This is a genomic window from Acinetobacter sp. CWB-B33, from assembly GCF_039655955.1.
GTDB lineage: Bacteria > Pseudomonadota > Gammaproteobacteria > Pseudomonadales > Moraxellaceae > Acinetobacter > Acinetobacter bouvetii.
In genome coordinates this window covers 1-26,971 of record NZ_JAGFEU010000009.1, presented here as the reverse complement: position 1 = coordinate 26,971, position 26,971 = coordinate 1, and the positions used below count along the sequence as shown (strand labels likewise).

Below are 26,971 nucleotides of genomic sequence, written 5' to 3'. Positions count from 1 at the left end.
TAAAAAATGCCCTCATCCGAGGGCTTTTTTACGTTTGGAACTTTACTTTCCAATACAGAATGAACCGAAGATCTTGCCCAGCAAATCATCTGCGCTGAAATCGCCGGTAATTTCGCCCAGCGCATTTTGCGCAAGGCGCAGGGATTCAGCCACCAATTCACCAGCATGATAGACCGTCAGCTGTTCACGCGCTTCAGCAAGATAGTGCTGAGTGCGCTTCATTGCGTCTAAATGGCGCGTACGGGCAATAAAGGTGTCTTCTTCTGGCTGGAAGCCTGCATGCGCTGTAATCGCATCTACCAGCGCCTGAACACCTGTTTCCAGCTTGGCTGACACCGTAATACTGCGGAAGCCCTGATAATCGCTTAACGCGGGTGCGGCGCCCGTTAAATCACATTTGTTGCCTATCAGCATCAACCGTTTAGGTTCAATATGTTCCGCAAAGTAATGCTGCGCCAGCAACAGCGGGTCTTCTCCCTGGCTCAGGTCATACACCAGCAGCAGCAAATCAGCCTGTTCAATTTCTTTAATGGCGCGGCGGATGCCTTCTTTTTCCACCACATCGCCCGTTTCGCGCAAGCCAGCGGTATCGGTCAGGGTAATCGGCAAGCCATTTAAAGTGATTTTCTCATGCAGCACATCACGGGTGGTTCCCGCAATATCCGTCACAATAGCGCGTTCCACACCGGCCAAAGTATTCAGCAGTGAGGATTTTCCGGCATTAGGCTTGCCGGCAATCACCACCTGCAGGCCTTCCCGCAGCAATTGCCCTTGCCGCGCAGACTGCTGCACCGCAGTCACTGAGTCACGCACGTCATCCAGCAATTTTAAAATTTTACCATCCGCCAAAAAGTCGATTTCTTCTTCAGGAAAATCAATAGCCGCTTCCACATGCAGGCGCAGGTGGATCAAGTTTTCCAGCACCGTATTGACTTTGCTGGAAAATGCGCCTTGCAAAGAACGTACGGCCGAACGGGCAGCAGCCTGAGAGGTCGCATCAATCAAATCAGCAATCGCTTCCGCCTGCACCAAATCCATCTTGCCATTTTCAAAAGCGCGCATCGAAAATTCGCCCGCTTTGGCTGCTGTTGCGCCCAATTCCAATAAGCGCGCCAGCAAAGCATTTTGAATCACAGGCCCGCCATGCCCTTGCAGTTCCACCACATCTTCACCGGTAAATGAGTGCGGATTTGGAAAGCAAATTACCAAGCCTTCATCCATCACTTCTCCGCGCTCATCCAAAAACTTGCGGAAACCGGCATAGCGCGCTTTCGGCAGCGCCGTTTGGCTCAGCGCTTCTGCAATGGCATAAGATTTTGGCCCAGACAGGCGAATCACCCCGACGCCGCCGCGTCCTGGCGGAGTTGCAATTGCAGCAATCGTGGTTCGGTTTTGCATGGTACTCACCTAAATATCTACCTCAAAATCTAAAATGACAGGCAAAGAAAAATCCGCCTAAGATTACCATCTTAAGCGGATTTATTCAGCTCATCAGCAATACTTAGTTTGCTGGAGTCGCTCCGTCACGCTTTTCACGCTCTTTTGCAACACTCTTGTTAATCAGAGTCTGCTGCAAAATGGTGATGCTGTTGTTGCAGATCCAGTACAGAACCAAGCCTGCAGGGAAGAACAGCATAAAGACGGTGAAGATAATCGGCATAACCTTGAAGACTTTCGCCTGCATCGGGTCCGCCGGCTGCGGGTTCAAGCTTTGCTGGATGAACATGGTGGCGCCCATCAGCAATGGCAGGATAAACCATGGGTCCATTGCAGATAAATCTTGAATCCAGCCTAACCATGGCGCATGACGCAGTTCAACGGACTCCATCAACACCCAGTACAGCGCAAGGAAAATCGGCATTTGCAGCAATAATGGCAAGCAGCCCGACAGCGGGTTCACTTGTTCACGCTTATACAGCGCCATCATTTCTTGCGAGAAACGCATGCGGTCTTCACCGAACTCTTCTTTCATGCGCTGCATTTCTGGCGCAATCACCCGCATTTTCGCCATCGAGCGGTAGCTCTTAGACGACAGCGGCCAAAGAATCAATTTCACCAGAACTGTCAATAGAATAATGGACCAGCCCCAGTTGCCCACTAAGCCATGGAAGAATTGCAAGCCAATGAACAGCAGCTTCGCAATCGGCCACAGCCAGCCATAATCAACAGTCTGGTTTAAGCCTGCCGCAAGATCTTTCAATTCAGATTGAATTTTTGGACCTGAATAGAACGTCGCATCCACTTCCGCTGCCGTGCCGGCAGGAACATTAATTGCCGGAGAGGTAAAGCCAATGATGTTCATGCCATCATTTGATTTACGTGACTCTAATTTCGCAGCAAATGGCTGGCCATCCGCCTGAGTCAATTTTAACTCACCCGGAATCCATGCGCTGACAAAGTAATGCTGCACTATCGCAACCCAGCCGCCTTTAGCGTCAACATTCAATTTTTCATCATTGAAGTTGGCAAATTTCAGCTTATTGTAGTTCTCATCTGGTGTCCCCCAAGCGCCCCCTAAGAAAGTTCCCAAAGTGAAAATACCTTGGTCTGATTTCCCAGGATCTTCCGAGTTATCGCGCTTCAGCTGGCCAAACATCTGGCCCTGCCAATTTTGGCTGCTGCGGTTCACAATTTTGTAGCTGACGACAATCGGATATTCGCCTTGCTTAAAGGTGAAAGTTTTAATGATTTCTACGCCATCAGCTGTTTTCAGCAGCATCGGCACAGTTAAAACTTTTTCAGCTTTACCGTCTTTACTTTGAGCAGACTTCGCATCAGCCAGGCTGTAAGAAGCTTTTTCAACTTCATACGTTGGACGGCCAGTGCGCGCACTGTCTGGACCATTCAAGCCAATCAGGCCCGATTGAGCGACATAAGTGCGCTTGGCATCGCTTTCCAGCATGACAAAAGGTTCATCACTGTCTTTATTTTTGTCATGATTGAGTAATTCAACACGAACAATATCGCCGCCTTTCGGGTTAATCCAAAGGTGGTAAAGGTCAGTTTTCACTGAAACTAGCTGTTGACTTACAGGTGCAGTGGCGTCTGCTGTCTGCTGCGCTGCAATATTTGCCTGCGGCACATCGGATGATGCTGCGGCAGTTTGGCTGTTCGGCAAATCTGCAGATACTTCATGTGACACAACAGCAGCGGTTTGCTGCGGTTTGCTGTCTGCATGACCGTAATCTTTTTGCCAAGCCAAAATGAGCAAATATGCGACAACAAACATGGCCCCGAGAATAGCAATCCTGGCCCATTGTTGCATATCTAATACCCCAAGTGGTTAGAGTGATTTTGGTTCAATAAACGATCACGAAAGGGTACAGCAACGTGAAGCGTTTGAGAATCTATTTGCTGAAATGAAATAAAACGGACAGCTTTTTTGCTCGGCACAGGATCATAGCCCGACCCGCCCCAGGGATGGCAGCGGCAAATGCGCTTAACAGACAGCCAAGTTCCACGCGCAGCGCCATGCAAATGGACTGCTTCCAATGAATATTGTGAGCACGTAGGAATATAGCGGCAGCGGGGTCCGAGCAGCGGACTAATCGCAATCTGATAAAAACGGATCAACCAATGCAGTAAATGTACCATTGGCCATCTCTACTTTTGCGGGGAGGGAGCTATTTTTGAATGCTTTTTGGCAAGGCGGTTCAGCTTTTGCCAAGCAAATTGTAATTGCTGATGCAATTCGGCATTAGGTACTGCATCAATGCCAGCTTTGGGCATGACGACAATATCCAATTCACTTAATTGCTGCTGATGCAGGCGAAAACTTTCGCGAGCAAGGCGTTTTACTCGATTTCGTTCGTGTGCGCGGCGCACTTTTTTCTTGGCAACAACAATACCCAAACGACTATTCTGCAGTTCGGAATGTTTTGCAAGAAATAAGAAATGGGGCTGATGCACTTTAAAAAGCGCACCATCGAAGACACTTTTATAATCGGCAGCACAGTGTATGCGTACATCTGTGCTGAAGCCATAAAGTGCTGTCATAACGCCCAAGTCGCTATAGCGCTAACTGATTAAATTAAACAGTTAAGCTATGACGGCCTTTAGCACGGCGGCGAGCCAATACTTGACGGCCAGCTTTTGTAGCCATACGGGCACGGAAACCGTGAACACGTTTACGTTTCAATTCAGAAGGCTGGAAAGTACGTTTCATGTCGAAACTCCAAAAAGTGATCTTTCTATAAAGGTTCGCGATTTTAGTGCTCATTGCTTGAGCTGTCAATGAAAAACAAGTTTTCTTTCAAAATTAAGCCTAAATTGTAATTTATGTCTTTCTATACCAATTAAACCCAAATAAAGTTACACACAAGGTAAGATGCTGTTTATAATGATTTATTAACTTATCATCAAGTTTACCAACAAGTTTATCCACAATAGGCGCCTGGTTTTAAATTTACACTGCGGTTTAAATTTGAATTTAATCTGTATCTCGAGTTATCCCCAAAAACAGCCGCTGTTATTATTAAATTCAAATTTTAAAATTTAAATTTATTATTATTAGGAGGCTTATTTTCTGTGGAAATCGGCAATAAACCAATAAATAACAAAAGAATGCATTGTGAATAACTCTGTTTTTATAATTTTGATACATTGTGGATAACTTCATGGTATATTTTATCCACAGCCTGTGGGTAAGGTTATCCACACTGGGTTTTAAATTTAAATTTAGACTGAATTGCGATTTTTTAGCCAAAAAGCACTGAATTAACCATGACAGATGTGGATAACTTGGTTAGAATGGCGGCCCGCTTGGGCGGGCAGAACGTATTTTTTTATGCACAATGGATTGAAATAGGGGTTTCACATGCTTTGGACAGATTGCTTAACTCGTTTGCGCCAAGAGTTATCCGGCAATGTCTTTACAATGTGGATCCGGCCATTAGTGGCAGAAGAAGCAGAAGACACGTTACGTTTATTTGCGCCGAATCCTTATTGGACACGCTATATTCAAGAGCATCATTTAGAGCTGATTTCAATTTTAGCGGAACAGCTGTCTGAAGGCCGCGTGCGCAAAGTTGAAATTTTGGTCGATTCAAGGCCGGGCGCAATTTTGTCTGCAAATGAACAGCCTGCAACTACCACTGCTGCATTGGAATCTGTTCCTGCACCTATGGCGAAGCCTAGAAAAGAGAAAGAGGAAACAGCAGGAAAAAACAGCCGTAAGCGCCAGCTGAATCCTTTATTTACCTTCTCTTTATTTGTTGAAGGCCGTTCTAACCAAATGGCTGCTGAAACTTGCCGAAAAGTGCTTACTCAGCTAGGCGCATCACAGCATAATCCGCTGTTTTTGTATGGTCCAACAGGCTTAGGTAAAACACATTTAATGCAGGCTGTCGGAAATGCCCTGCTGCAGGCAAAACCTAATGCCCGCGTGATGTATATGACTGCAGAAAGTTTTGTTCAAGACTTTGTCAGTTCGCTTCAGCAGGGGAAAGTTGAAGAATTCAAGAAAAATTGCCGCTCATTAGATTTGCTTTTGGTTGATGATATTCACTTGCTTGCCGGCAAAGAGGCAAGCTTGGTTGAGTTTTTCTATACGTTCAATGCGCTGCTCGATGAATCAAAGCAAATTATTTTGACTTCAGACCGTTATCCTAAGGAATTGACAGAGCTTGATCCGCGTTTGGTGTCCCGTTTTTCATGGGGCTTGTCGGTGGGAGTGGAACCTCCTGATATTGAAACCCGGATTGAAATTTTACTGAAGAAAGCTGAAAGCAATAATGTGGAATTGCCGCGCAACTGCGCGCTGTTTATTGCGCAGCAAGTAGTTGCAAACGTCCGTGAATTGGAAGGCGCGCTCAACAAAGTTGTTGCGATTTCACGTTTCAAAGGCACACCGATTGATTTAGAAGTGGTGCGTGAGTCTTTGAAGGATGTTTTGGCGATCCGCGCGCGCACAATCAGTACGGAGAATATCCAGCGTGTGGTCAGCGAATACTTTAGAATTCCTTTAAAAGAACTGATTGGCCCGAAACGCACCCGCATTTATGCCCGTCCGCGCCAGCTCGCGATGGGGCTTGCCCGTGAACTGACCGGTGACAGTTTTCCTGAAATCGGCATGGCATTTGGCGGACGCGATCACAGTACGGTCATGCATGCCTGTGAAAAAGTGCAGAGCTTGCGTGAAGAGGATCCGATCTTCAATGAAGACTACAAAAACCTGCTCCGTTTACTGCAAAGCTGATAGTATTTTTGCTTAAATTCTGTTCTTGCAATGCGGCATATTCTGCCGCATAGTACACTGTTAAAAAATCAATTTATCTGTTCATAATCTTCATTTTTAGAGGAAAGTATCGTGCGTTTAAAAATCGCGAAAGAAAACTTACTGAATGTTCTATCACATGTCGTAGGAGCGGTTGAACGTCGCCATACCTTAAACATTTTATCTAACGTGAAGATTCAGGTTACTGAGCAGGCGCTGACCATTACCGGTTCAGATTTAGAAGTTGAATTGGTTGCCAGCACACCGCTTGCAGACGGCGCTTGCCTTCAGGCTGGTGAAACGACTGTGCCTGCGCGGAAATTAATGGATATCTGCAAATCTCTGCCTTCAGCAGCGCTGATTGATTTGCAGATTACTGAAGATATGCGCTGTATCTTAAAGTCAGGCAATAGCCGTTTTGTTTTAGGCACTTTGCCGGCAGAAGATTACCCTTTGCTGAATACAGAAAATACGCAGGGCACACAGGTAACCGTGACGCAGCGTGAATTAAAGCGTTTATTTGAAAAAACTTCTTTTGCTATGGCTGTGCAGGATGTGCGTTTCTACCTCACGGGCACTTTGCTGGAAATTGATCAAAATCAGCTGCGCGCAGTGACGACTGATGGCCACCGTTTGGCGCTGTGTGAAACCGCGGCATCTTCCAATTCCGCTCAGCTGGTTCAAGCGATTGCGCCGCGTAAGGCAGTGGGTGAGCTGCAGCGCTTGCTCAGCGTTGAAGACGAACAGTTGTCTTTGCTGATTGGCCGTGAACTGCTGAATGTGACCATCCGCATTCCAAACCGTGACAAAGAGCAAGGTGACATTACCGTGCGTTTCACGACTAAATTGATTGACGGAAAATTCCCGGATTACCGCCGTGTTATTCCCCGCGGCGGCGATAAAAATGTGGTGATTGCGCATGACGTGTTTAAGCAGTCTTTGCAGCGCGTGGCAATTTTAAGTAATGAAAAATTGCGCGGCGTGTTTCTGAATTTTGATGCAGATACATTGCAGTTGCGCGCCAATAACCCTGAACAAGATGAGGCGATTGAAGATTTGGCGATCCAATATGCTGATGCGCCAATGGAAATGTCGTTCAATGCGCAATATCTGCTGGATGTGCTGAGCGTGCTGGATGGCGATGATGTTTCAATGACCATGACGGAAGCCAACCAGTCGGTATTGGTGCAGGATCCGACAAAGCCGGATCAAACCTATGTTGTGATGCCGATGCGCGTTTAATTTTTTTATAAAATATTATGCATATTGCGCGTTTACATGTAGAACGTGTTCGTAATTTAAAAACGGTTGCACTCTCTGAGCTGCAGCCGTTTAATGTCTTTTACGGGCAAAACGGTTCAGGCAAAACTTCTATTCTTGAGGCAGTGCATTTACTGGCGACAGGGCGTTCTTTCCGGACGCACATTCCGAAGCATTATATCCAAACTGATGCAGCGGATGCGATTGTATTTGCCCAGTCTGCAACTGACAAAATCGGCATGCAGAAAATGCAGTCTGGCGAACAGCTGATTAAAGTGAACGGCGATTTGGTCGCGACACAGGGGCAGCTGGCAAAAATCCTGCCGCTGCAGCTGATTGATCCGCAAAGCACAGATATTATCGACCATGGCGCAAAGCCGCGGAGGCAGATGCTGGATTGGATGATGTTCCACGTGGAACCGGAGTTCTATCATGCCTGGCAATATTATTCACGGGCATTAAAGCAGCGCAACAGCCTGCTGAAAACCCGCCGCAATCTCAGCCTGTCAGATTTGGAGCCGTGGAACAAAATGCTCAGTGATTATGGCGAGGTGCTGCATATGCAGCGCGCCGGCGCTGTTGAGCAATGGAAGGGTTTTTTTGAACAGGATTTAAAGCGGCTTTTGCCGGATTTGGCAATTGCTTTAGAATACAGCCCAGGCTTTCACAGTGGCACAGGTTTGCTGAATGATCTTACCAATAGCCATTATAAGGACATCGAACGGCGCTACACTGAATATGGCCCTCACCGTGCAGACCTGCGCTTAAAAACCCCTCTGGGTGACGCCGAAGCCGTGCTTTCCCGCGGTCAGAAAAAGCTCTTGATTATGGCCTTAAAACTGTCACAGATTGCAATGCTGCATGCGTGCAACAGGGAAACTGTGGTATTATTAGATGATCTGACAGCAGAATTAGATTTAACCGCACAACAACGTTTAATTGATCGCTTGAGCCAACTTGGCAGCCAGGTTTTTGTAACCACTTTAGACCGTGAATCTGTACAGAATCACTTGCGTGATTTGTCTATTTCCTATCAATTATTCAAAGTCGAAAACGGTCAAATTCAGGCTGTCGCACAATGATTTTAGATTTTACCCGTCTTGGGATAGACCTATTTTTCCACTAGGGAGAAACCATGAGTTCAGAAGATCAACAAGCTGCTTCTCAAACAGAACAAACCACTGAAAAAGCTTATGATTCCTCTAGCATCAAAGTATTGCGTGGTTTGGATGCAGTTCGTAAGCGTCCAGGCATGTATATTGGCGATACGGATGATGGTTCAGGCTTGCACCACATGGTGTTTGAGGTGGTGGATAATGCCATCGATGAAGCGCTTGCAGGCCACTGTGATGAAATTTTGGTGACTATTCACGAAGATGAGTCGGTCAGTGTTTCAGATAATGGCCGCGGTATTCCAACCGATATTCACCCGGAAGAAGGTGTGTCCGCAGCGGAAGTGATTCTGACCATTCTGCATGCCGGCGGCAAGTTTGACGACAACAGCTATAAAGTATCCGGCGGCTTGCATGGTGTGGGCGTGTCAGTTGTAAACGCGCTTTCAAGCAAACTGGAACTGACTATTCAGCGCGCCGGGCATATCCATCAGCAGGAATATAAGCACGGCGATCCTGTGTATCCGCTGAAAATTGTGGGCAATACTGATGAAACCGGGACGACTGTCCGTTTCTGGCCAAGTGCGGAAACTTTCAGCCAGACCATTTTCAACGTGGACATTTTGGCGCGCCGCTTGCGTGAGCTTTCATTCCTGAATGCCGGCGTACGCATTGTTTTGCGCGATGAGCGCATTAATGCAGAACATGTCTTTGATTATGAAGGCGGTTTATCTGAGTTTGTAAAATACATCAATCAGGGCAAAACGCATCTGAATGAAATTTTCCATTTTACAACCCAGGCTGAAAACGGAATCGGCGTTGAAGTGGCGCTGCAATGGAATGATACCTATCAGGAAAATGTCCGCTGCTTTACCAACAATATTCCGCAAAAAGATGGCGGCACGCATTTGGCCGGATTCCGCGCAGCGTTGACCCGCGGTTTAAACAATTACATGGAAAGCGAAAACCTGCTCAAAAAAGAGAAAGTGGCGGTTTCCGGTGATGATGCCCGTGAAGGCCTAACTGCGATTGTCTCGGTAAAAGTGCCAGATCCTAAATTCTCTTCGCAAACCAAAGAAAAACTGGTGTCCAGCGAAGTGAAGCCTGCTGTTGAACAGGCCATGAATAAAGCGTTCTCTGAGTATTTATTGGAGAATCCGGCCGCTGCCAAGTCTATCGCAGGCAAGATCATTGATGCCGCGCGTGCCCGTGATGCAGCGCGCAAGGCGCGTGAAATGACCCGCCGCAAAAGCGCCTTGGACATTGCAGGCCTGCCGGGCAAGCTGGCGGACTGTCAGGAAAAAGACCCTGCACTGTCTGAATTGTATCTGGTCGAAGGTGACTCTGCTGGCGGTTCTGCAAAACAGGGCCGTAACCGCAAGATGCAGGCAATTTTGCCGCTGAAAGGCAAAATCCTGAACGTGGAGCGTGCGCGCTTTGACAAAATGATTTCTTCACAGGAAGTCGGCACCTTAATTACAGCTTTGGGCTGCGGTATTGGCCGTGAAGAGTACAATCCGGACAAACTGCGTTATCACAAAATCATCATCATGACCGATGCTGACGTGGATGGTTCGCATATCCGTACCCTGCTGCTGACTTTCTTTTTCCGTCAAATGCCTGAGCTGGTGGAACGCGGCTATATCTATATTGCCCAGCCACCGCTGTACAAGCTGAAAAAGGGCAAGCAGGAACAGTACATCAAAGACAATGACGCGTTGGAAACGTACCTGATTTCAAATGCGATTGATGAGCTGGAATTGCATATCAGTGCGGAAGCGCCGGCTATCCGCGGTGACGCTTTAGCGAAAGTCATTGCTGATTACCAGACGTCACAGAAGAGCCTGCACCGTTTAACGCTGCGCTATCCTGCCAGCCTATTGGATGCGTTGCTTGCGGTTGACGGCTTTAAGCTGGATCAAATTGCAGATCAGGCTTATGTGCAGCAATGGGGTGAGCAAGTTTGCGCATCCATTGCGAAAACGCAGCCGAGCTTGCGTCCAGAATTATCTTTGGAAATTTTGGATAAAGAAACGGCAGACGGTCATAAAATTCAGACTTATCTGCCCCGCATTACGATCTATGTTCATAATTTGCCGCACAATTACTTGCTGGATTCAGGCTTGCTGGGTTCGGGCGAATATGCGCGCCTGCTGAAAAATTCAAGAAGCTGGTTTACGCTGCTTGAAGACGGCGCCTACTTGCAAAAGGGCGAGCGTAAAATTCCGGTCAGCACCTTCCATCAAGTCTGGCAGCACATTTTGCAGGATTCACGCCGCGGCATGATGATTCAGCGTTATAAAGGTCTGGGTGAAATGAATGCGGAACAGCTCTGGGAAACCACCATGGATCCTGAAAACCGCAACATGCTGCAGGTAACAGTTCAGGATGCGATAGAAGCAGACCGCATGTTTGCCTGCTTAATGGGTGATGATGTGGAGCCGCGCCGCGCATTCATTGAAGAGAATGCATTAAATGCTGATATTGATGCCTAATTTGCTTACAGATTAGCCTTAAAAAATCGCCCTTCGGGGCGTTTTTTTTGTGCTATGGTAAATAAATTGATTGAATTATAATCAGTTTGATTGTTATGAAACTGACTTATACACGTGTCATGATGCTGAAAACGGCTATTTTTGATGCGGTAAAAGAGAGGTCATTATGATAGATAATCAATTGGAAAAAGTTCGTGATATCTGGGTCAATGCTTTTTTTACGGGAAATTATGAAGTATTGGCGCAGTATGAGGATGAGCATTTTAAGGCCATTTATGAGCAGGATGGCCGTGTGGAAAGTAATTATACCCGCTATGACCGCATTGCGCATGCGGTAAAAAATGGCGTATGGAAGCCTAAAAAACCTGATGTGGAATATGAAGAATATGAGTTTAATCATGATCAGACTGAATGCTGTGTGCTGATTGGCTTGGAAGAAAATCAGCAGCAAATTAAAGAAATTTGGGTCTTTGACGGCACGTGGAAAATTCGAGAATTAAGGTTTTTGAAGGCCAAAAAAGTTGTGCTTCATTAACTTGTCCACAGGCTGAAAAAGCTGGAAGCCTGACCATAAATGCATGCGATTTGGGTTGTCAAACCGCAGCAGCTGTGGATAAATTTTAAATTTAAACTACAAAATTGAGCGCAGTCATCGTATAATTTTATCCACAGCTGTAGATAAGTAAAAGAATGAATTTAAAAATAAATGCTGTATTTGAATTTAAAAACAAGCATGCTATTTAAATTTATTTGCACTGATTCTCTTTGAATTTAAATCGCTGTGCGTCGCTTGGGTGGAGCAATGTCTTGTTTTATTTAAGGCTGAGAAGATTTTTTCGGTCTTTGCTGAGTGAAGTGTTGCTATTTTTCGGCTTTTGTAGGGCTGATGTATTGGTTTGGACGAGAATTCCATAAAAATGCACTAGTTAAGGCATTCTTAAGAATAGATATTTTGTATTTTGAAGAAAAACTTAATAATTAAAATTTTTATTTTAAGTATCTGATTTTTAAATATTTAATTTTTTAAAAGCGTTTCTTTCGATTGCATGGAACTTTTTTCTGCATCATTTTGGCTGTAAAAATCAGCTTTTATTGTGTTTCGTATGATTTTGCAGAAAAATGCGATGAAACTGTTTTGGATATTTATGTGTTCAATAAAAAAGCCCTGCAGAGCAGGGCTTTTAATCGTGTCCTTAAACATTCAGGCGAGCATATTAATCAAAAGAAGCTTCGAGCTCTTCCAGCTCCATCATCAGTTCAAGCATCTGTTCTTCAGACTGCGCTAATCGGCCTTTCAGTTCAGTCTGCTCATTCATCAGCTTCAGCAAATCATCTTTACGGCCGGCATCATAAAGGGCGCTGTCACCCAGCAGATTCTCAATTTCCGCCAAGCGGGGCTGCATTTTTTCAACCTGCTGTTCACATTTTTCAATGTTTTTTCGGATCGGCCGGCTGGCTTCACGGCGCCGCGCTGCTTCTTTGCGCTGCGCTTCTTTATCCAGCTTAGAAATAACGGGTTTAGCCTCAACTAATGATTTTACTGGTGCGGCCGGCTTTTGGCCATTTTTCATCATGTCGATACGCGCTTGACGCAGCCAGTCAGCATAAGCGACTAAGTCGCCATCAAACTCGCGGCTTTGACCGCCATGCACCAAAATCAATTCATCACAGACGCTGGCCACCAATTGACGCTCATGTGATACCAAAACCACGGCGCCTTCAAAATCCTGCAGCGCCATTGTTAAAGCATGGCGCATATCTAAGTCTAAATGGTTGGTTGGCTCATCCAGAATCAGCACGTTCGGACGCTGCCAAACAATCAGCGCCAAGGCTAAGCGGGCGCGTTCGCCGCCAGAAAAGCTTTCACTTGGTGTGTCCATGCGTTCGCCGCTGAAGCCAAAACTGCCTAAAAATGAGCGCAGGCTGGCTTCACTGATTTTTTTATCGGCAATCCGCGCCAATTGAAGCATAGGGCTTGCGTTGCCGTCCAAGGCATCCATTTGGTGCTGGGCGAAATAGCCGATGTTCAGCAGTTCAGAATCTTTGCGCAGGCCTTGCAGCAACGGCAAATCGCCGACTAAGGATTTGATCAGTGTCGACTTGCCGGCGCCGTTCATGCCCAGTAAGCCAATACGGCTGGTGGGGGTGATTTGCAGATTCACATTGGTGACAATTAATTTATCGCCATAGCCAATGTCTGCATTTTCCAGTTCCAGCAATGGTGAACTCATTTTAGTCGGTTCACGGAAGCTGAAGGTAAATGGCGTATCGACATGGGCTGCGGAAAGCTCCTGCATGCGTTCCAATTGCTTAATCCGGCTTTGCGCCTGTTTTGCTTTGGTGGCTTGCGCTTTAAAACGGTCAATATATTTTTGCAAATGCGCGCGCGTTTCCAGCTGCTTTTCATAAGCTTGCTGCTGCTGCGCCAGGCGTTCACTGCGGGTGCGCTCAAAGGTTGAATAGTTGCCCGTATACATAATCAATTCTTGATTTTCAATATGCAGAATATGATCGGTAATGGCGTCCAAAAAGTCACGGTCATGTGAAATCAGCACCAGAGTGCCTTCATATGCTTTAAGCCAGTCTTCCAGCCATAAAATGGCATCTAAGTCTAAATGGTTGGTCGGTTCATCCAGCAGCAGCAGATCTGAACGGCTCATTAATGTACGCGCCAGGTTGAGGCGCATGCGCCAGCCGCCTGAAAAACTGGAGACATCTAATTGAGACTGGTGCTCAAAAAAGCCTAAACCCGCCATCAATTGTGAGGCTTTGGCTGGGGCAGAGTAGCCGTTGATTTCATCAAAGCGGCCATAAAGATGCGCCAAGGCATCATTGTCGAGCTGTTCCGGATGTTCGAGCTGGTGCTGAATTTCCCAGTATTCTTCATCGCCGGATAAAACGAAATCAATAGCCTTCATATTTAAGGCTTTAATTTCTTGCGCCATGTGCGCCACAGTCCATACCGCAGGCCGGGTGAGTGACCCGCTGTCCGATTCGATACCGCCCAATAAAGCCGAGAACAGTGTGGACTTGCCAGCACCATTTACACCGGTTAAGCCAATTTTCCATCCTGGATGCAACTGCATGGACGCTTTTTGAAATAAAACACGCCCACCGCGACGTATAGAAAGCTGATCTAACTGAATCATGAAACTGTCAAAGCACACACAAAAGATGCGCCTATTCTAAAGGAAGCTGGCTTAAAAATGGAAAATGCGCCTGTTTTATTTTTGCACGGCGGAAAGCAGCGGGTAAAACTTGAGTGTGATTGATTTCGCATTTGTCGGAAAGTTCTGTTTGGCTCTATGCGCTATTGGAAAATCTGCCTATATTCAAAGACTAAAATAAGTAAACTGCACAAGGTTAGGAAAAATGAAAAAAGGAATTTTAATTTTATCCGCACTGGGGATGTGGGCCTGCTCCATGCAAATTCAAGCTAAAGTGAATATTTGTGTCTTTGATTTGCTGGGGAAGGCAGGTGAATCTTATAAAATGATGGAAGAGTGGGCGCTGCTGAGCAAAACATGGGGGACTGAAGTCAATTTACTGCCCTATCAGGATGAAGCCAAAGTTGAAAAAGATTTTAAAGAGGGGATCTGCGGCGGATTTTATATGACCTCTATGCGCGCCAGAGCCTATAACAAATTTGCGGGTTCAATTGATGCATTGGGCGGCGTGCCAAGCAATGAAATTGCGCAAAAAGCCATTGCCTATGTGCTGGATAGCCGCAACAACAAGCGCCTTGTGACTAAAATGGGCAATGATGCTTATGAAGTTGCAGGCATTGGCCAGATCGGTTCGGCCTATATTTTTGTCAAAGACCGCAGTTTGAATACTATTGAAAAAGCCAAAGGAAAGAAATTTGCTATTTTGCATTATGACCGTGCACAGAAGCAGATGGTGGAACGGATTGGCGCTATACCAGTGATGTCTGACATTTCAAATTTTATCCGAAAATTTAATCAAAATGAGGTAGATATTGTCGCTGCGCCGGCTTATGCATTCAAGCCATTGGAGATATACAAAGGCCTTGGCAGCAAAGGCGGCATGATCGATTTTCCTGTCGTGAATGTCACCGCTGATTTGGTGCTGCGTCAAAGTGAATTTCCTGAAGGTTATGCAGTCAAGTCCCGCGCCTGGTTTGTGAAGCAGCTTCCTAAAAGTTTTGCGATGGTGAAACGCATGGAAGCTGAGATTCCATCCAAATATAGAATACAGCTGACGAAAGAGGAGAAAGCGGCGTATCAAAAACTGCTGCGTGACGGCCGTATGGATTTAACAGCTCAGGGAACGTATGACGCTGTGATGATGACGGTGCTGAAAAAAGCGCGCTGCACCGTAGAAAGAACCAATTTTGAATGCTCCCTCAGCGGCGAATAAGCAGTATTATTTTATAAGTTTGTAAAAATAAGCACATTAAGCGCGATTATTGATCTGAGGTGAATTTAGTATAAGTAATTAATAAATAATTAAAATTTAATAAATATCTTAAATCTAATGAAGCTGGATTGGCAGAATAGACTGAAATGACATAAATAAATGGAGCAAATGCTCTATTTTTTTAAAAATAACTTGCTTAATATCTGCAGTGTGTACGGACACCCTTGAAACAAAAAGATTCTAAAAGGATAAATACAATGAAAAAAACACTCCTCTCATTGGCGGCATTTTCTGCAATTGGACTTGCAGGAACTGCACAGGCAGCAAAAGTCGATGTCTGCGTATTTGATTTGCTGGGTAAATCCGGTGAATCTTTTCAGATGGCTCAGGAATGGGCATTGGCGGCAAAAGGCTGGGGTGCTGAAGTAAATTTGATTCCGCGTCAGGATGAAGCTGTTGCGGATAATGATTTTAAAGCTGGAAAATGTGACGGTGTATTTATGACGGCCATGCGCGCGCGTCAATACAATAAATTTGCCGGCTCTATTGATGCATTAGGCGGTGCGCCAAGCAATGAAATTGCCAAGCGTGCGATTACCTTTGCATTGGACAAGCGCAATGAAAGCAAAATGGTCAGCAATTTAGGCGGTAAAAAATACGAAGTGGCCGGCATTGCGCCTTTAGGTTCAGCTTTCATTTTTGTCCGGGATAAAAAAATCGACTCAATTGAAAAAGCGGCCGGTAAAAAATTTGCTGTGCTCGGCTATGACGAAGCGCAAAAAATCATGGTGCAGCGTGTAGGTGCGCAGGCGGTGATTTCAGATGTTTCCAACTTTGTGGCGAAGTTCAATAATGGGCAGGTCGATATGGTTGGCGCGCCAGCATATGCGTATAAGCCGTTGGAAATTTACAAAGGCTTAGGCAGCAATGGCGCAATGTTCAATTTTCCTGTCCTGCAGGTGACCGCTGACTTTATTGTGCGTCCAGATCAGTTTCCAGCAGGCTTTGGCCAAAAGTCACGGGACTGGTTTGTGAAAAACCTGCCGAAGAGTTTTGCTATGATCAGCCGTTTAGAAGCCGGCATTCCAGCAAAATATAAGCTGAATCTGACAGCGGAAGATAAAACCAAATATCAAAAACTGCTGCGTGAAGGCCGCATGGATATGACCAAGCGCGGCATTTATGATCCGGGCATGATGTCAGTGCTGAAAAAAGCGCGCTGTTCTGTCGATAAGGCAAATTTTGAATGTTCACTTGGCGGTGAATAGTTTGATTTTTAACAAAAAAAAGCCTAGATGATTCTAGGCTTTTTTTACATGATGATTTGTCAGTTTCGCCATTGAGCAGAACGGTGAAGCGCGCAATGATATCAACGCAGAAGGTTCTTCAGCTTATGGTGCGGAACAGAAAAAGCGCAGCATGCCGATAAGCAAAACAATGGGCATAAAAATAAACCCAAATATAAAAGCAAGAATAGCAGCACTCAAAAGGAAAGAAAAATATGGCGAAGCAATGGATGAAAGCATGCGCATTAACTGCAGGATTAATGGCCGCCGCTGGCGCCGTTCAGGCGAAACAAGTGGTATGCGTATTTGACTTGGTGGGTAAGAGCGGTGATGTATATGCGCTGATGAAAGACTATCAGCTGGCCGCAAAAACTTGGGGCGCTGATATAGAGCTGCGTGTGGGACAGAATGAAGCAGTGATTGCTGAAGATTTTAAAGCAGGCAAATGTGACGGCATCAGTGTAACTGGTATGCGCGGCCGTCAATTTAACTCGTTTACAGGCTCATTGGATGCAATTGGCGCCATTCCGGATTTGAAGCTTGCTGTAAAAGTGATGCAAGGGCTTGCCAATCCAGCATTTTCAAAAAGCATGGTGCATGGCAAATACGAAGTCGCTGGGGTAATTCCTGTGGGGGATGCCTATTTGCTGGTGAATGACCGCAGCATTAATACGGTCGCGAAAGCTGCAGGCAAAAAAATTGCAGTGCTGGACTATGATGAGGCGCAAAAAATTATGGTGCAGCAGGTCGGCGCGCAAGCGGTCAGCGCGGACGTGACGAATTTTGGCGCTAAATTCAATAATGGCCAGGTTGATATTATCGGCGCGCCTGCGGCTGTGTTCAAGCCCTTGGAATTGCACAAAGGCCTGGGCGCTAAAGGCGCTATCGTTAATTATCCAATCCTGCAGGTGACAGGCAATATTATTATCCGCCCAGATAAATTTCCTGAAGGCTATGGCCAAAAATCACGCGACTGGGTGAAAGGCCAGCTGCCGCGCGCCTTTTCTATTTTAGGCAAAATGAAATCAGATATTCCAAGCAAATACTGGATGGATGTACCGGTGGCGGACCGTCCCGGTTATCAAAAAATGATGCGTGAAGCGCGGATTGATTTAACGAAGCGCGGCGTGTATGAGAAACGCATGATGAAGCTGCTGTGGCAATTTCGCTGCAAGCAGGACCCGAAAAACTTCGAATGCGCCTTACAGGATGAGAACTATAAACAATCCTGATAGAATTGCTCTGAATTGACTTTTAATCTGCAAGACTGCCCATATATCGAGTATGCTATACTTGAAATATAGTCTTTTTTTAAAGATCTGAACCGAACAGAGGAATTGACCATGAATGCCCAAGCACTTGTGCTGACTGAAAATGCTGCCAATAAAGTACGTCAACTGCGTGACAGTGAAGGTAATCAGGAGTTGATGCTGCGTGTTTATGTAACAGGCGGCGGCTGTTCAGGGTTCTCTTATGGCTTCAATTTTGCAGAAAGCCAAAATGAAGATGATGCGGAATACAGCAATGGCGATGTGAAAATGCTGGTGGATTCTCTGAGCTACCAATATTTAGTGGGTTCAACAGTCGATTATATCGAAGGATTGGAAGGTTCCCGTTTTGTAGTTCAAAACCCGAATGCTTCAACCACATGCGGCTGCGGTTCATCTTTCTCTATTTAAGACTGAACAACGGTTCATAAAAAAGCCCTTGGAAGAGGGCTTTTTTTTTATGCTGATGGCATCTTAAAATGGCATTGCCTGAAAAGAACTAGGCTTCCGGATCCAGCTTAATCGCTTCCAGCAGGTCAAAAATAATAGTGGTGACATCCTGGCTTAAATCACGGTTATTGAAAATTTCATAAGCGGTAATAGTCACATCTGTATCGCTGGGCAGCAGTTTTTGTTCTTCTTCGATTAAATCATTAATCGGCAGCAGGGTTTGCTTCACTTCCAAACGCAGCACATCTTTAAATTCTAGATTTTCATCTTCCAGCTCAATCAGCTGCTCATTAAAGAACGGAAGCAAAATTGAATGGAGATAGGGTTGAATCTCAATAATATCAAAGATTTCGATATCACGGGTTTGCTCAATCGTGCTGATGTGGTCATTCACTTCAATTAAGATATGGTAGTAACTCACATTGCTCTCCACTCAAATGTATTTAGATTTGGTTTGACTGTCCACAATAGCATGAATTCAGTTTTTTGTAGTTTAAATCCGTGATAAAGACATAGAAAAATTAAGGATTTTTACATCTGTAGCGCATTACCGGCGCGCATACAGCAGGCTTTGATCGGCAGGCTTCAGCTTAAAATGCTGCAGATCCTGTTCACCTAAAACAGGGTACATTAAGGCTTCTGGATCGGCATGATGGCCTAAGCCCAGCGCATGGCCTAATTCATGCGCCAGGGTAAGGCGCAAATCATCTTCGGTATCAAACTGATAAATTTGGATTTGATCGCCCATAAAAACACCTTTATGAAATTCACGCGGCGGAAACCGGTTTTTGGCCTGCATGACATTCCAGTTGTAGCGCTCAATGCTGCTGTTGTGCTGGCCCACTTGCTGATTATATTGCGCATTCATTTGATTGTAGTAGGCAATATTGCGCTGCAGCTGCTGAGCTTTTTCTTTCAGGGCTTGATATTGCGCTTCAATGCGCTGGCGGTTTTCTCCCTGCTCATTTTCAATTCGGCTCCAGCTCATGCGCTGCTGATTCAGATAATCAGCTTCAGCCCGCAGCTGGATCTGCTCTTGACGCAGGCTTTGCTGCATTTGCTCTAAACTGCTTTTAGAGACATCTAAATTGCCGGATATGCGCTGATTGCTGCTGTGTTCCTGATCCAGTTCCTGCTGGGTCTTTTTAAAGGCATTGTAGTTTTCCTGCCGCGCATCATAAATCAGCTTAATTTTCAGCTGGGCTTGGTCATCATAGACAAACAGCTGTTTTTGTGTCCCGTCATGCCAAATTTGAATGGCTTCTTTGCTGAGCTGAATCGCTTGTTCTTTACTCATGCCAAAACGCGGGTCAACTTCTGCAATCTGATAGCGCAGGCGGGTATCCAGCGGATGCATGATGCGGTCAGACCATGCGTTATAGCGCAGCTGAAAATTATTTCTCGTTTGAAAGTGAAAAAAAAGTAGAGTCAGGGTGATGAAAGCAATGATAACAATGCGCATAAGTCATTATAAATTTTAGTATTTAATGTAATTTAACTGAAAATAAGCGGTTTTAAAATCATTATGGGCATAAAAAAACCGCGCTTTCGCGCGGCTTTTTTTTAACTCTTTCGAGTCAGATCAAAGAGACAAATTATTTTTTGTCATCTTTCACTTCAGTGAACTCAGCATCTACAACGCCGTCGTCCGCTTTTTGCTGTTGACCTTCACCGCCTTGGAATGCGTTTGGATCAAAGCCTTCAGCGCCGCCTTGACCTTGCGCCGCTTCATAAGCGCGCTGCGTGATCGGCATAATGATGTTTTGAAGCGCTTCAGTTTTCGCTTTAATCGCATCTACATCATTTTCTTTTGCAGCTGCTTCCAACTCAGAAACTGCAGTGTCGATCGCAGTTTTTTCGTCAGCAGTTACTTGCTCGCCAAGATCTTTCACTGCTTTTTGAGCAGAAGATACAAGGGCATCCGCTTCGTTGCGTGCTTTTGCTAACTCTTCAAACTTACGGTCTTCTTCTGCATTCGCTTCAGCATCTTTGATCATTGCTTCGATTTCAGCATCAGACAAACCTGAGTTTGCTTTGATCTGGATTGATTGCTCTTTACCAGTGCTCTTATCTTTCGCAGATACCTTTAAGATACCGTCAGCATTGATGTCGAACGATACTTCAATTTGCGGTACACCACGTGGAGCAGGTGGAATGTCGCCCAATTGGAAGTTACCCAACAATTTGTTTTGCTGAGCCATTTTACGTTCACCTTGGAACACAGAAATGTCTACAGCTGGTTGGTTGTCCGCAGCAGTTGAGAACACTTGAGATTTCTTCGCAGGAATCGTGGTGTTTTTCTCAATAATTGCTGTTAACACGCCACCCATGGTTTCGATACCAAGTGTCAACGGAGTAACGTCAAGAAGAAGCACGTCAGTTTTGTCACCAGACAATACCGCACCTTGAATCGCAGCACCAATCGCCACTGCTTCGTCAGGGTTCACGTCTTTACGCGGCTCTTTACCGAAGAATTCTTGTACTTTCTGCTGAACCATTGGCATACGAGACTGACCGCCCACCAAGATCACGTCAGAGATGTCAGAAGTCGAAAGACCAGCATCTTTAAGCGCGATACGGCAAGGCTCAATTGTACGGGCAACCAAGTCAGCAACTAAACCTTCAAGTTTTGCACGTGTTACGTTGATCACTAAGTGTTTAGGACCAGTCGCATCAGCCGTGATATATGGAAGGTTGATTTCAGTTGCATTTGACGAAGAAAGCTCAATTTTGGCTTTTTCAGCCGCTTCTTTCAAACGCTGCAACGCAAGCGGATCATTCTTCAAGTTTACGCTTTGTTCTTTCTTAAATTCTTCAACCAAGAATTCAATTAACGCGTTGTCAAAGTCTTCACCGCCAAGGAAAGTATCACCGTTTGTTGATAACACTTCGATTTGTTGGTCGCCATCAAGGTCAGCGATTTCAATGATTGATACGTCGAATGTACCGCCGCCTAAGTCATAAACCGCGATTTTACGATCGCCTTCTTTTTTGTCCATACCGAACGCAAGTGCCGCAGCAGTTGGTTCGTTGATGATGCGTTTAACATCAAGACCTGCAATTTTACCTGCATCTTTAGTTGCTTGACGCTGTGCATCGTTAAAGTAGGCAGGCACAGTAATCACGGCTTCAGTAACGGTTTCGCCTAAGTAGTCTTCAGCTGTTTTCTTCATCTTTTTCAAGATTTCAGCAGAGATTTGCTGCGGCGCAAGCTGTTTGTCGTTAACTTCAACCCATGCATCGCCGTTGCCAGCCTGAATGATTTTGTAAGGAACCAGGCCAATATCTTTTTGTACCGCTTGGTCTTGGTACTTACGGCCGATCAAACGCTTGATTGCGAATAATGTGTTTTTCGGGTTAGTCACTGCTTGACGCTTAGCAGACTGGCCTACCAGAATTTCACCATCTTTATACGCAATAATAGATGGGGTTGTGCGAGCGCCTTCAGCATTCTCGATGACTTTAACTTTGTCGCCTTCAAGTACGGCTACGCAAGAGTTTGTTGTACCTAAGTCAATACCAATGATTTTAGCCATTAGATGATTTCCTCCAAAATTTTTTTTGCAATGTTTTTGCTTGTTATCCGATATGAGAGCCGTTCAAAATTTTTCAAGTTCTTTTGATGAAAATTTTTAACAAACTCTCGAATTTAAAGGTTTATCCGCCAACCATGACCATCGCAGGGCGAAGCAGGCGGCTATTTAAGGTGTAGCCTTTTTGCAATACGGTGCCAATTTGGCCGGCTTTCGCATTTGGATCAATCCCGACTGCCTGATGCAGGTCAGCATTGAAGCCATTCGCGGTATCGGCTTCCGCCACGCCGAATTTTTCCAGTGTGGTCAGTAATGATTTCAGGGTCAGCTTGACGCCTTCAAGCACAGGCGTTTCTTCTTCACCGGCTGCGGCAATTGCGCGTTCCAGGTTGTCGACAGAATCCAGCAACTCTTTAGCAAATTTTTCAAGCACCGTTTCTTTGTGTTTTTCTGCTTCACGCTGAATACGCTCAACACTTTTTTGCGCTTCATACACTGCGTTAGCAGTACGCGCTTTTTCAAGTTTCAAGCTTTCTTCTAAATTGGTGATTGTTGCCTGTAAATCTTCAACTGAAACTTCAGCTTGCTCGTTTTCAGCCTGAGTTTTCGCTTCAGGTTCTGCAGCCTGCTCTAGATCTTGAACGTCTTGGTTGTGCTCAGTCGCCATTGATTTACTCCGTTTAAATGGGTTCTTAAACATGTACAGTCCTGTTGGTGCCAGTTCTAACTGCGTTAATTCTGAACTGCCATGATTTGCTAAATTTCATGATTAGTAAAGAAGTCGGGGCTGGCTGTAAAAATTCAAGCGAACAGACTCATTAATTAATACTTTTTATGATAAAAGCCGGTTAAATCATGGTAAAGACAGTGAATCTTCACTTATTTTTATAAAAAATAAATTATTGTTTTAGTGGATAATAGGTTTCTATTTGTTAAATAATAGGTTTCTAATTGTTAAAAGAGGCTTTGCTGATAATTTTCAGCTGTTTCCCTTCCAGAGAGTCAAAAGCATAATATGGTCCATGGGAAGCGGCCATATCTTTGAAAAGAGGGATATGGTGACAGCCGTCAAATTTGTAAGATTCTTCAGGATGAGTGCCGCAGCGGATCATTTTTTTAGTGCGATCAATGTTTGCATATAAAAGCTTTTAATAGCAGCTTAATAAAATATTTCACAAAAAATGATCAAATTTTTATGATTGCACCTCGATTCTATTGCTGTAGTTTCTTCTTGTTTTTTGAAATGTGTTTTTCATGGCTTATTCACCTTCTGAATCAGCTTTTTTTTTGCTGAGCCGATATGCGTTTAACAGGCAGGCCATATTTGTGAACTTAAAATGCAGCAGTTTGCTTCAGCTGCACATCAAAAGCGCATAATGCCTGCAACGGCTCAAGTGGCTTCCAGTGACAGAACAGCCTGCAGCGCAACAGAGATTTTTTTGAGTTTTCAGCATGCCTTTCTGAGGGCGTTATGTAGCGAAGCAGTCAACATATAAACAGCTGCTGTTGCTAGGCATTGAACAGTCATGCTGGATGAGCAGCCTACACACTTTTTTTTACTCAGATAGGGCGACAGAGGCTTGGACTGCAGTATTCAAAAGTAACAGGTGTGGCTATAAAGAGGGTTTTGTCAGGCTGGGTTTTATGCATTATCCATATGTTTAAATCAAACAAGCCTATCTATCAGGGCTTATTTGATTTTAAGCTGTTTAAAGAGAGCAAACGGCTGGGTCAGTCATTCTGCTGGCGCCGTGAATCATTCCAGCGTTTGTTTTGCTGCTGGCGCTGGTGATCCCATTGCTTGCGCTGTTCCGGATGCTGCTGCGCTTGATCGCGTTTTTTACGGTCATATTCATTGCGTTTATCGCGGTCATGCTGCGCTTTTTGACGCTGCTGCTCTAAGCGCTGGCGTTCAGCTGCATTTCTTTTACGTTCCCAGTCCTGCTGGTTTTTACGGTTTTGTTCCCAGTTGCGGCGTTCAATTTCCTGTCTGCGCCGCTCCTGTTCAAGGCGGCTGCGCTGCTGGTATTCCCAGCGCTGGCGGTCCCGTTCACGGTCATAACGGTAATCGTAGTCGCGGTCATAGCCGTATCCATAATTGCGGCCATGATCATAACGGCCATCATGGTAGCCGTCATCTGGAAAAGCGACGCAGCCAACAGCCATAAATGCTGTCGCCAAAGACAGCAGAATAATTTTTTTAGCCATGGTCTGGATCCTATGTCAAATGGAGCAGCAAAAAACTCCAGAAATTGAATGAAAATTGTCAATGACATGCTCTTGAAAGAAGCTTAGCTTAGGATGCGATAGGCTGTGTATTTGCTTGTTTAGACTTGTATAAGAAAATGGTCACACAAAGGCTGATCATGTAGAAATTATGAAGAATGGATAAAAGGATGTCCGCAATGACTGCGTTTAATCAGAAAATGCAAGGTTTTTTGGAAAAGGGCCAAGGCGCTGCAGGCCGCGCATTGGATAAGCTGCCGGGTTTTGTACAGGAGCGCTTAGCGAAAGGCTTGGGCTATCCCTATGTGTTTCCAGAACTGGATCCTTTGATTAAATGCATGATGGCGGCTCAGCTTAAACAGGGGAAAACGGGTTTTATCGGCGCAGATGTGCAGCGTTCGCGCAAGGCATTTGATTTGCAGATGCAGTCGATTAAAGTTAAGCCGACACCAGTCAAGCAAGTTGAAGACCTGCGTTTGCCTTTGCAAAGCGGCACCGTATTTGCCCGGCATTACCATTCTGCGCCGAATAAGAAGCTGCCGATGATTGTGTTCTATCATGGCGGCGGTTTTGTGGTGGGCAATATAGATACGCATGATGAAGTGTGCAGGCTGCTGGCTGTGCATGCCAAAGCGCAAGTGCTCAGCATTGATTATCCGCTGGCGCCTGAAGCTGGCCCGAAACAGGTGATTCAGTGCTGTGAAGATGCGCTGGCATGGGTGTATCAAAACAGCCGGCAATTGAAAATTTTAAAAGGCCGCATCGCCGTGGCCGGTGACAGTGCAGGCGGCAATATTGCAACGGTGGTTGCGCAGCGCACAGCGCAGAAAGCCTATGCGCCGCAAGCGCAGCTGCTGCTGTACCCTGTGGTGGATTTTAAAAGCCGCCATCCTTCATTCTTTGCATACAAAGAAGGTTTAGTGCTGACAGCGGCGGATATCGATTGCGTCACAGACTATTATGCAGAACAGCACCAAATAGCGCTGGATGATCCGCTGATTTCGCCCACATACGGAAAATTTGAAAAATTAGCGCCGGCTTATATCATTACAGCGGGTCATGATGTACTGCATGATGAGGCGGAAATTTATTCGCATAAACTGCGTCAGCATGGCATTAAGGTGCATTATCAGGAATATGCCGATCAGACGCATGGCTTTATCAATTTAACGCCTGTTTCTTTCCGCGCTAAAAAATACGTGATTGAGATCAGCAAAAACTTCCGCAAATTTTGGGATAAAAAAGGCAGTTAAGCATCGGAAGGTGTTTCACGTGAAACACCTTTCTTATTTCTGCTGTATTTGCACTTCTGGAAAAATCAATTCAAATTCTGAAACATAAAAACTCTGCAAATAACGCGCTTTAGAAAAATATCCTGTGTTTTTTTCCACTGCACTGAATGAAGTTTAGCTAAATGTCCACGAAATTGGGGCGAAAACTGATAACGCTTCCCTTGCCATGCCTGGCAAATTCTTAAAGCGGCTGTTGGAAGCCAGTCACTGCGAATTGAAAAACTATGCGATTTTTTTGATTTTTTTAAATGCAATTGCATGCTTTGCTGCGCAAAATGGATTGTGCAGCAGGTTTCCTGCCCTTGTTCCTGCCATTTAAATTCCGCCAGCTCTTTAGGAATCCCCCAAAGCTGCTGGCCATGCTGTACAGAAGCTTCAGTCGATACAAAAAATTTGGGAATAGAATTGAGGCGCAATTTGGAGATCAAAGGATGATCGAGAATGAGCAGCTCATCATAAGGCCCAATGGGTGAACTGTGATAGCGCACCAGTAAAACTTGAACCATGCGGCCAAGGGGTGATGCAGCCTGACGGAAATATTTGCACCTCTGTATAAAGGAAGGCGTTAGCCAGTAGTTTAAAATAAAAGCTTCTCCTTGGAGGCGCTAGGGAGGGGGATGGGTCAGCGTCCGGCTGCTCCGTAAATGCTGCTTCATTAGTTTTCTCATTTATATAGAGCAAAGCTACTGCTTTATTCTGTATGAGAGGCTAAAATATCGCCAGCAATAAATACAACTTTAAAGAGATGAGTCAACGCATGTTAAAACAAGCACTTTTTGCCACAGTTGCTGCTATAAGCCTTAATGCATGGGCCGATAACAGTATTGTAGAGATGAAGACCAATCAGGGCACCATTGAAATAGAGCTTTACAATGACAAAGCGCCAATTTCTGCAAAAAACTTTGAAGACTATATTAAGGCGGACTTTTACCGGGGCACGATTTTCCATCGTGTGATTCCTGGCTTTATGATCCAGGGCGGCGGTATGGATGCGCAGATGGCAGAAAAGCAAACGCGCGCGCCTATTAAGAATGAATCTTACAACGGTTTGAAGAATACGCGGGGCACTTTGGCAATGGCTCGCACCAATGACCCAAATTCTGCAAGCAGTCAATTTTTCATTAATACGGTAGACAATGACTTTTTGAATAAAAGTGCAATGAATGCAGGATATGCGGTCTTCGGTAAAGTGATTAAAGGTATGGACGTGGTCGATAAGATTGAAAAAGTGCCCACTGTTAACCGCGGCGTGCATCAAAATGTACCGCAAAGCCTTGTGCTGATTCAAAGTGTGAAGATAAAAGCACCGGCAGCGCAAAAAAATGAAAAATAAAGTAAATAATAAAACATTTGCATTTATGATTTAAAATCATTGCTTTAGGGTTTTAATTGCTTTTTTATGCGCCATTTTGGCGCATAAAAAAGAAACACACAGTAAAACAAGCTGTTAAAAGC

At 45.2% G+C, this 26,971-nt stretch carries 22 protein-coding genes and 1 pseudogene; 11 read left to right on the top strand and 12 right to left on the bottom strand.

Annotated features, from left to right (window positions below; all coding sequences use genetic code 11):
* Positions 1–42 precede the first annotated feature (42 nt).
* The 5 genes from mnmE to rpmH all read right to left on the bottom strand — a co-directional run bounded on the left by mnmE (position 43) and on the right by rpmH (position 4,165).
* Positions 43–1,398, bottom strand: coding sequence for a tRNA uridine-5-carboxymethylaminomethyl(34) synthesis GTPase MnmE (gene mnmE, locus JZ784_RS17120; RefSeq protein WP_346315727.1), 1,356 nt, complete (start codon positions 1,396–1,398; stop codon positions 43–45).
* A 103-nt stretch (positions 1,399–1,501) separates the two neighbouring features.
* Entirely contained in the window at positions 1,502–3,265 is a 1,764-nt protein-coding gene (gene yidC / locus JZ784_RS17115; RefSeq protein WP_005006486.1) for a membrane protein insertase YidC, read from the bottom strand.
* A gap of 2 nt (positions 3,266–3,267) precedes the next feature.
* A complete protein-coding gene (gene yidD / locus JZ784_RS17110) occupies positions 3,268–3,594 on the bottom strand; it encodes a membrane protein insertion efficiency factor YidD (protein WP_005006484.1) in 327 nt (108 codons plus the stop codon).
* Positions 3,595–3,603: 9 nt separating this feature from the next.
* Positions 3,604–3,996: a ribonuclease P protein component gene (rnpA, locus tag JZ784_RS17105; protein ID WP_005006481.1), complete on the bottom strand. Its 393-nt coding sequence runs from the start codon at positions 3,994–3,996 to the stop codon at positions 3,604–3,606.
* Positions 3,997–4,030: 34 nt separating this feature from the next.
* Positions 4,031–4,165, bottom strand: coding sequence for a 50S ribosomal protein L34 (gene rpmH / locus JZ784_RS17100; RefSeq protein ID WP_000831329.1), 135 nt, complete (start codon positions 4,163–4,165; stop codon positions 4,031–4,033).
* A gap of 651 nt (positions 4,166–4,816) precedes the next feature.
* Between rpmH and dnaA the strand changes: the two genes are divergently transcribed.
* The 5 genes from dnaA to JZ784_RS17075 all read left to right on the top strand — a co-directional run bounded on the left by dnaA (position 4,817) and on the right by JZ784_RS17075 (position 11,616).
* Positions 4,817–6,196, top strand: a complete 1,380-nt coding sequence (gene dnaA, locus JZ784_RS17095) for a chromosomal replication initiator protein DnaA (RefSeq protein WP_005006478.1) — start codon at positions 4,817–4,819, stop codon at positions 6,194–6,196.
* A 111-nt stretch (positions 6,197–6,307) separates the two neighbouring features.
* Positions 6,308–7,456: a DNA polymerase III subunit beta gene (dnaN, locus tag JZ784_RS17090; RefSeq protein ID WP_346315726.1), complete on the top strand. Its 1,149-nt coding sequence runs from the start codon at positions 6,308–6,310 to the stop codon at positions 7,454–7,456.
* Positions 7,457–7,473: 17 nt separating this feature from the next.
* Positions 7,474–8,556: a DNA replication/repair protein RecF gene (gene recF, locus JZ784_RS17085; protein ID WP_346315725.1), complete on the top strand. Its 1,083-nt coding sequence runs from the start codon at positions 7,474–7,476 to the stop codon at positions 8,554–8,556.
* Positions 8,557–8,609: 53 nt separating this feature from the next.
* On the top strand, positions 8,610–11,081 hold the full coding sequence (gene gyrB, locus JZ784_RS17080; RefSeq protein ID WP_130148416.1) for a DNA topoisomerase (ATP-hydrolyzing) subunit B: 2,472 nt from the start codon (positions 8,610–8,612) through the stop codon (positions 11,079–11,081).
* Positions 11,082–11,247: 166 nt separating this feature from the next.
* Positions 11,248–11,616: a hypothetical protein gene (locus tag JZ784_RS17075; RefSeq protein ID WP_346315724.1), complete on the top strand. Its 369-nt coding sequence runs from the start codon at positions 11,248–11,250 to the stop codon at positions 11,614–11,616.
* A 679-nt stretch (positions 11,617–12,295) separates the two neighbouring features.
* Here the strand turns inward: JZ784_RS17075 and JZ784_RS17070 are convergent.
* Positions 12,296–14,230: an ATP-binding cassette domain-containing protein gene (locus tag JZ784_RS17070; protein ID WP_018572692.1), complete on the bottom strand. Its 1,935-nt coding sequence runs from the start codon at positions 14,228–14,230 to the stop codon at positions 12,296–12,298.
* Positions 14,231–14,453: 223 nt separating this feature from the next.
* Here JZ784_RS17070 and JZ784_RS17065 point away from each other — a divergent pair, with 223 nt between their 5' ends.
* The 4 genes from JZ784_RS17065 (at position 14,454) to erpA (ending at position 18,426) form a co-directional block, all read left to right on the top strand.
* Positions 14,454–15,461 (top strand): putative solute-binding protein, encoded by a 1,008-nt coding sequence (locus tag JZ784_RS17065; RefSeq protein WP_346315723.1) that lies wholly within the window; start codon positions 14,454–14,456, stop codon positions 15,459–15,461.
* Between the two features lie 257 nt (positions 15,462–15,718).
* Positions 15,719–16,729: a putative solute-binding protein gene (locus JZ784_RS17060; RefSeq protein ID WP_005006466.1), complete on the top strand. Its 1,011-nt coding sequence runs from the start codon at positions 15,719–15,721 to the stop codon at positions 16,727–16,729.
* A 248-nt stretch (positions 16,730–16,977) separates the two neighbouring features.
* Positions 16,978–17,979: a putative solute-binding protein gene (locus JZ784_RS17055; protein ID WP_165381209.1), complete on the top strand. Its 1,002-nt coding sequence runs from the start codon at positions 16,978–16,980 to the stop codon at positions 17,977–17,979.
* 111 nt (positions 17,980–18,090) lie between these two features.
* Positions 18,091–18,426, top strand: coding sequence for an iron-sulfur cluster insertion protein ErpA (gene erpA, locus JZ784_RS17050; RefSeq protein ID WP_346315722.1), 336 nt, complete (start codon positions 18,091–18,093; stop codon positions 18,424–18,426).
* 88 nt (positions 18,427–18,514) lie between these two features.
* On the opposite strand, the gene JZ784_RS17045 is transcribed toward erpA, so the two are convergent.
* From JZ784_RS17045 to JZ784_RS17025, 5 genes are all read right to left on the bottom strand, one after another.
* A complete protein-coding gene (locus tag JZ784_RS17045) occupies positions 18,515–18,898 on the bottom strand; it encodes a hypothetical protein (protein ID WP_171065485.1) in 384 nt (127 codons plus the stop codon).
* Between the two features lie 114 nt (positions 18,899–19,012).
* Positions 19,013–19,927, bottom strand: coding sequence for a matrixin family metalloprotease (locus JZ784_RS17040; protein ID WP_346315721.1), 915 nt, complete (start codon positions 19,925–19,927; stop codon positions 19,013–19,015).
* 133 nt (positions 19,928–20,060) lie between these two features.
* Positions 20,061–22,001, bottom strand: coding sequence for a molecular chaperone DnaK (dnaK, locus tag JZ784_RS17035; protein WP_346315720.1), 1,941 nt, complete (start codon positions 21,999–22,001; stop codon positions 20,061–20,063).
* Between the two features lie 121 nt (positions 22,002–22,122).
* Positions 22,123–22,665 (bottom strand): nucleotide exchange factor GrpE, encoded by a 543-nt coding sequence (gene grpE, locus JZ784_RS17030; protein ID WP_005006455.1) that lies wholly within the window; start codon positions 22,663–22,665, stop codon positions 22,123–22,125.
* Between the two features lie 1,064 nt (positions 22,666–23,729).
* A complete protein-coding gene (locus tag JZ784_RS17025) occupies positions 23,730–24,206 on the bottom strand; it encodes a hypothetical protein (RefSeq protein WP_346315719.1) in 477 nt (158 codons plus the stop codon).
* A 197-nt stretch (positions 24,207–24,403) separates the two neighbouring features.
* Here JZ784_RS17025 and JZ784_RS17020 point away from each other — a divergent pair, with 197 nt between their 5' ends.
* Positions 24,404–25,477, top strand: coding sequence for an alpha/beta hydrolase fold domain-containing protein (locus JZ784_RS17020; protein ID WP_346315743.1), 1,074 nt, complete (start codon positions 24,404–24,406; stop codon positions 25,475–25,477).
* Positions 25,478–25,510: 33 nt separating this feature from the next.
* Here the strand turns inward: JZ784_RS17020 and JZ784_RS17015 are convergent.
* A pseudogene (locus tag JZ784_RS17015) lies at positions 25,511–26,172 on the bottom strand (hypothetical protein).
* A 101-nt stretch (positions 26,173–26,273) separates the two neighbouring features.
* Here JZ784_RS17015 and JZ784_RS17010 point away from each other — a divergent pair.
* Positions 26,274–26,849 carry a peptidylprolyl isomerase gene (locus JZ784_RS17010; protein WP_346315718.1) on the top strand — a complete coding sequence of 192 codons (576 nt, stop codon included), beginning with the start codon at positions 26,274–26,276 and terminating at the stop codon, positions 26,847–26,849.
* Positions 26,850–26,971 lie beyond the last annotated feature (122 nt).

Bases quoted from the DNA above. Each gene is read 5' to 3' on its own strand.
- mnmE (WP_346315727.1), bottom strand. From the start codon at position 1,398: ATGCAAAACCGAACCACGATTGCTGCAATTGCAACTCCGCCAGGACGC.
- yidC (WP_005006486.1), bottom strand. From the start codon at position 3,265: ATGCAACAATGGGCCAGGATTGCTATTCTCGGGGCCATGTTTGTTGTC.
- yidD (WP_005006484.1), bottom strand. From the start codon at position 3,594: ATGGTACATTTACTGCATTGGTTGATCCGTTTTTATCAGATTGCGATT.
- rnpA (WP_005006481.1), bottom strand. From the start codon at position 3,996: ATGACAGCACTTTATGGCTTCAGCACAGATGTACGCATACACTGTGCT.
- rpmH (WP_000831329.1), bottom strand. From the start codon at position 4,165: ATGAAACGTACTTTCCAGCCTTCTGAATTGAAACGTAAACGTGTTCAC.
- dnaA (WP_005006478.1), top strand. From the start codon at position 4,817: ATGCTTTGGACAGATTGCTTAACTCGTTTGCGCCAAGAGTTATCCGGC.
- recF (WP_346315725.1), top strand. From the start codon at position 7,474: ATGCATATTGCGCGTTTACATGTAGAACGTGTTCGTAATTTAAAAACG.
- gyrB (WP_130148416.1), top strand. From the start codon at position 8,610: ATGAGTTCAGAAGATCAACAAGCTGCTTCTCAAACAGAACAAACCACT.
- JZ784_RS17075 (WP_346315724.1), top strand. From the start codon at position 11,248: ATGATAGATAATCAATTGGAAAAAGTTCGTGATATCTGGGTCAATGCT.
- JZ784_RS17070 (WP_018572692.1), bottom strand. From the start codon at position 14,230: ATGATTCAGTTAGATCAGCTTTCTATACGTCGCGGTGGGCGTGTTTTA.
- JZ784_RS17065 (WP_346315723.1), top strand. From the start codon at position 14,454: ATGAAAAAAGGAATTTTAATTTTATCCGCACTGGGGATGTGGGCCTGC.
- JZ784_RS17060 (WP_005006466.1), top strand. From the start codon at position 15,719: ATGAAAAAAACACTCCTCTCATTGGCGGCATTTTCTGCAATTGGACTT.
- JZ784_RS17055 (WP_165381209.1), top strand. From the start codon at position 16,978: ATGAAAGCATGCGCATTAACTGCAGGATTAATGGCCGCCGCTGGCGCC.
- erpA (WP_346315722.1), top strand. From the start codon at position 18,091: ATGAATGCCCAAGCACTTGTGCTGACTGAAAATGCTGCCAATAAAGTA.
- JZ784_RS17040 (WP_346315721.1), bottom strand. From the start codon at position 19,927: ATGCGCATTGTTATCATTGCTTTCATCACCCTGACTCTACTTTTTTTT.
- dnaK (WP_346315720.1), bottom strand. From the start codon at position 22,001: ATGGCTAAAATCATTGGTATTGACTTAGGTACAACAAACTCTTGCGTA.
- grpE (WP_005006455.1), bottom strand. From the start codon at position 22,665: ATGGCGACTGAGCACAACCAAGACGTTCAAGATCTAGAGCAGGCTGCA.
- JZ784_RS17025 (WP_346315719.1), bottom strand. From the start codon at position 24,206: ATGGCTAAAAAAATTATTCTGCTGTCTTTGGCGACAGCATTTATGGCT.
- JZ784_RS17020 (WP_346315743.1), top strand. From the start codon at position 24,404: ATGACTGCGTTTAATCAGAAAATGCAAGGTTTTTTGGAAAAGGGCCAA.
- JZ784_RS17010 (WP_346315718.1), top strand. From the start codon at position 26,274: ATGTTAAAACAAGCACTTTTTGCCACAGTTGCTGCTATAAGCCTTAAT.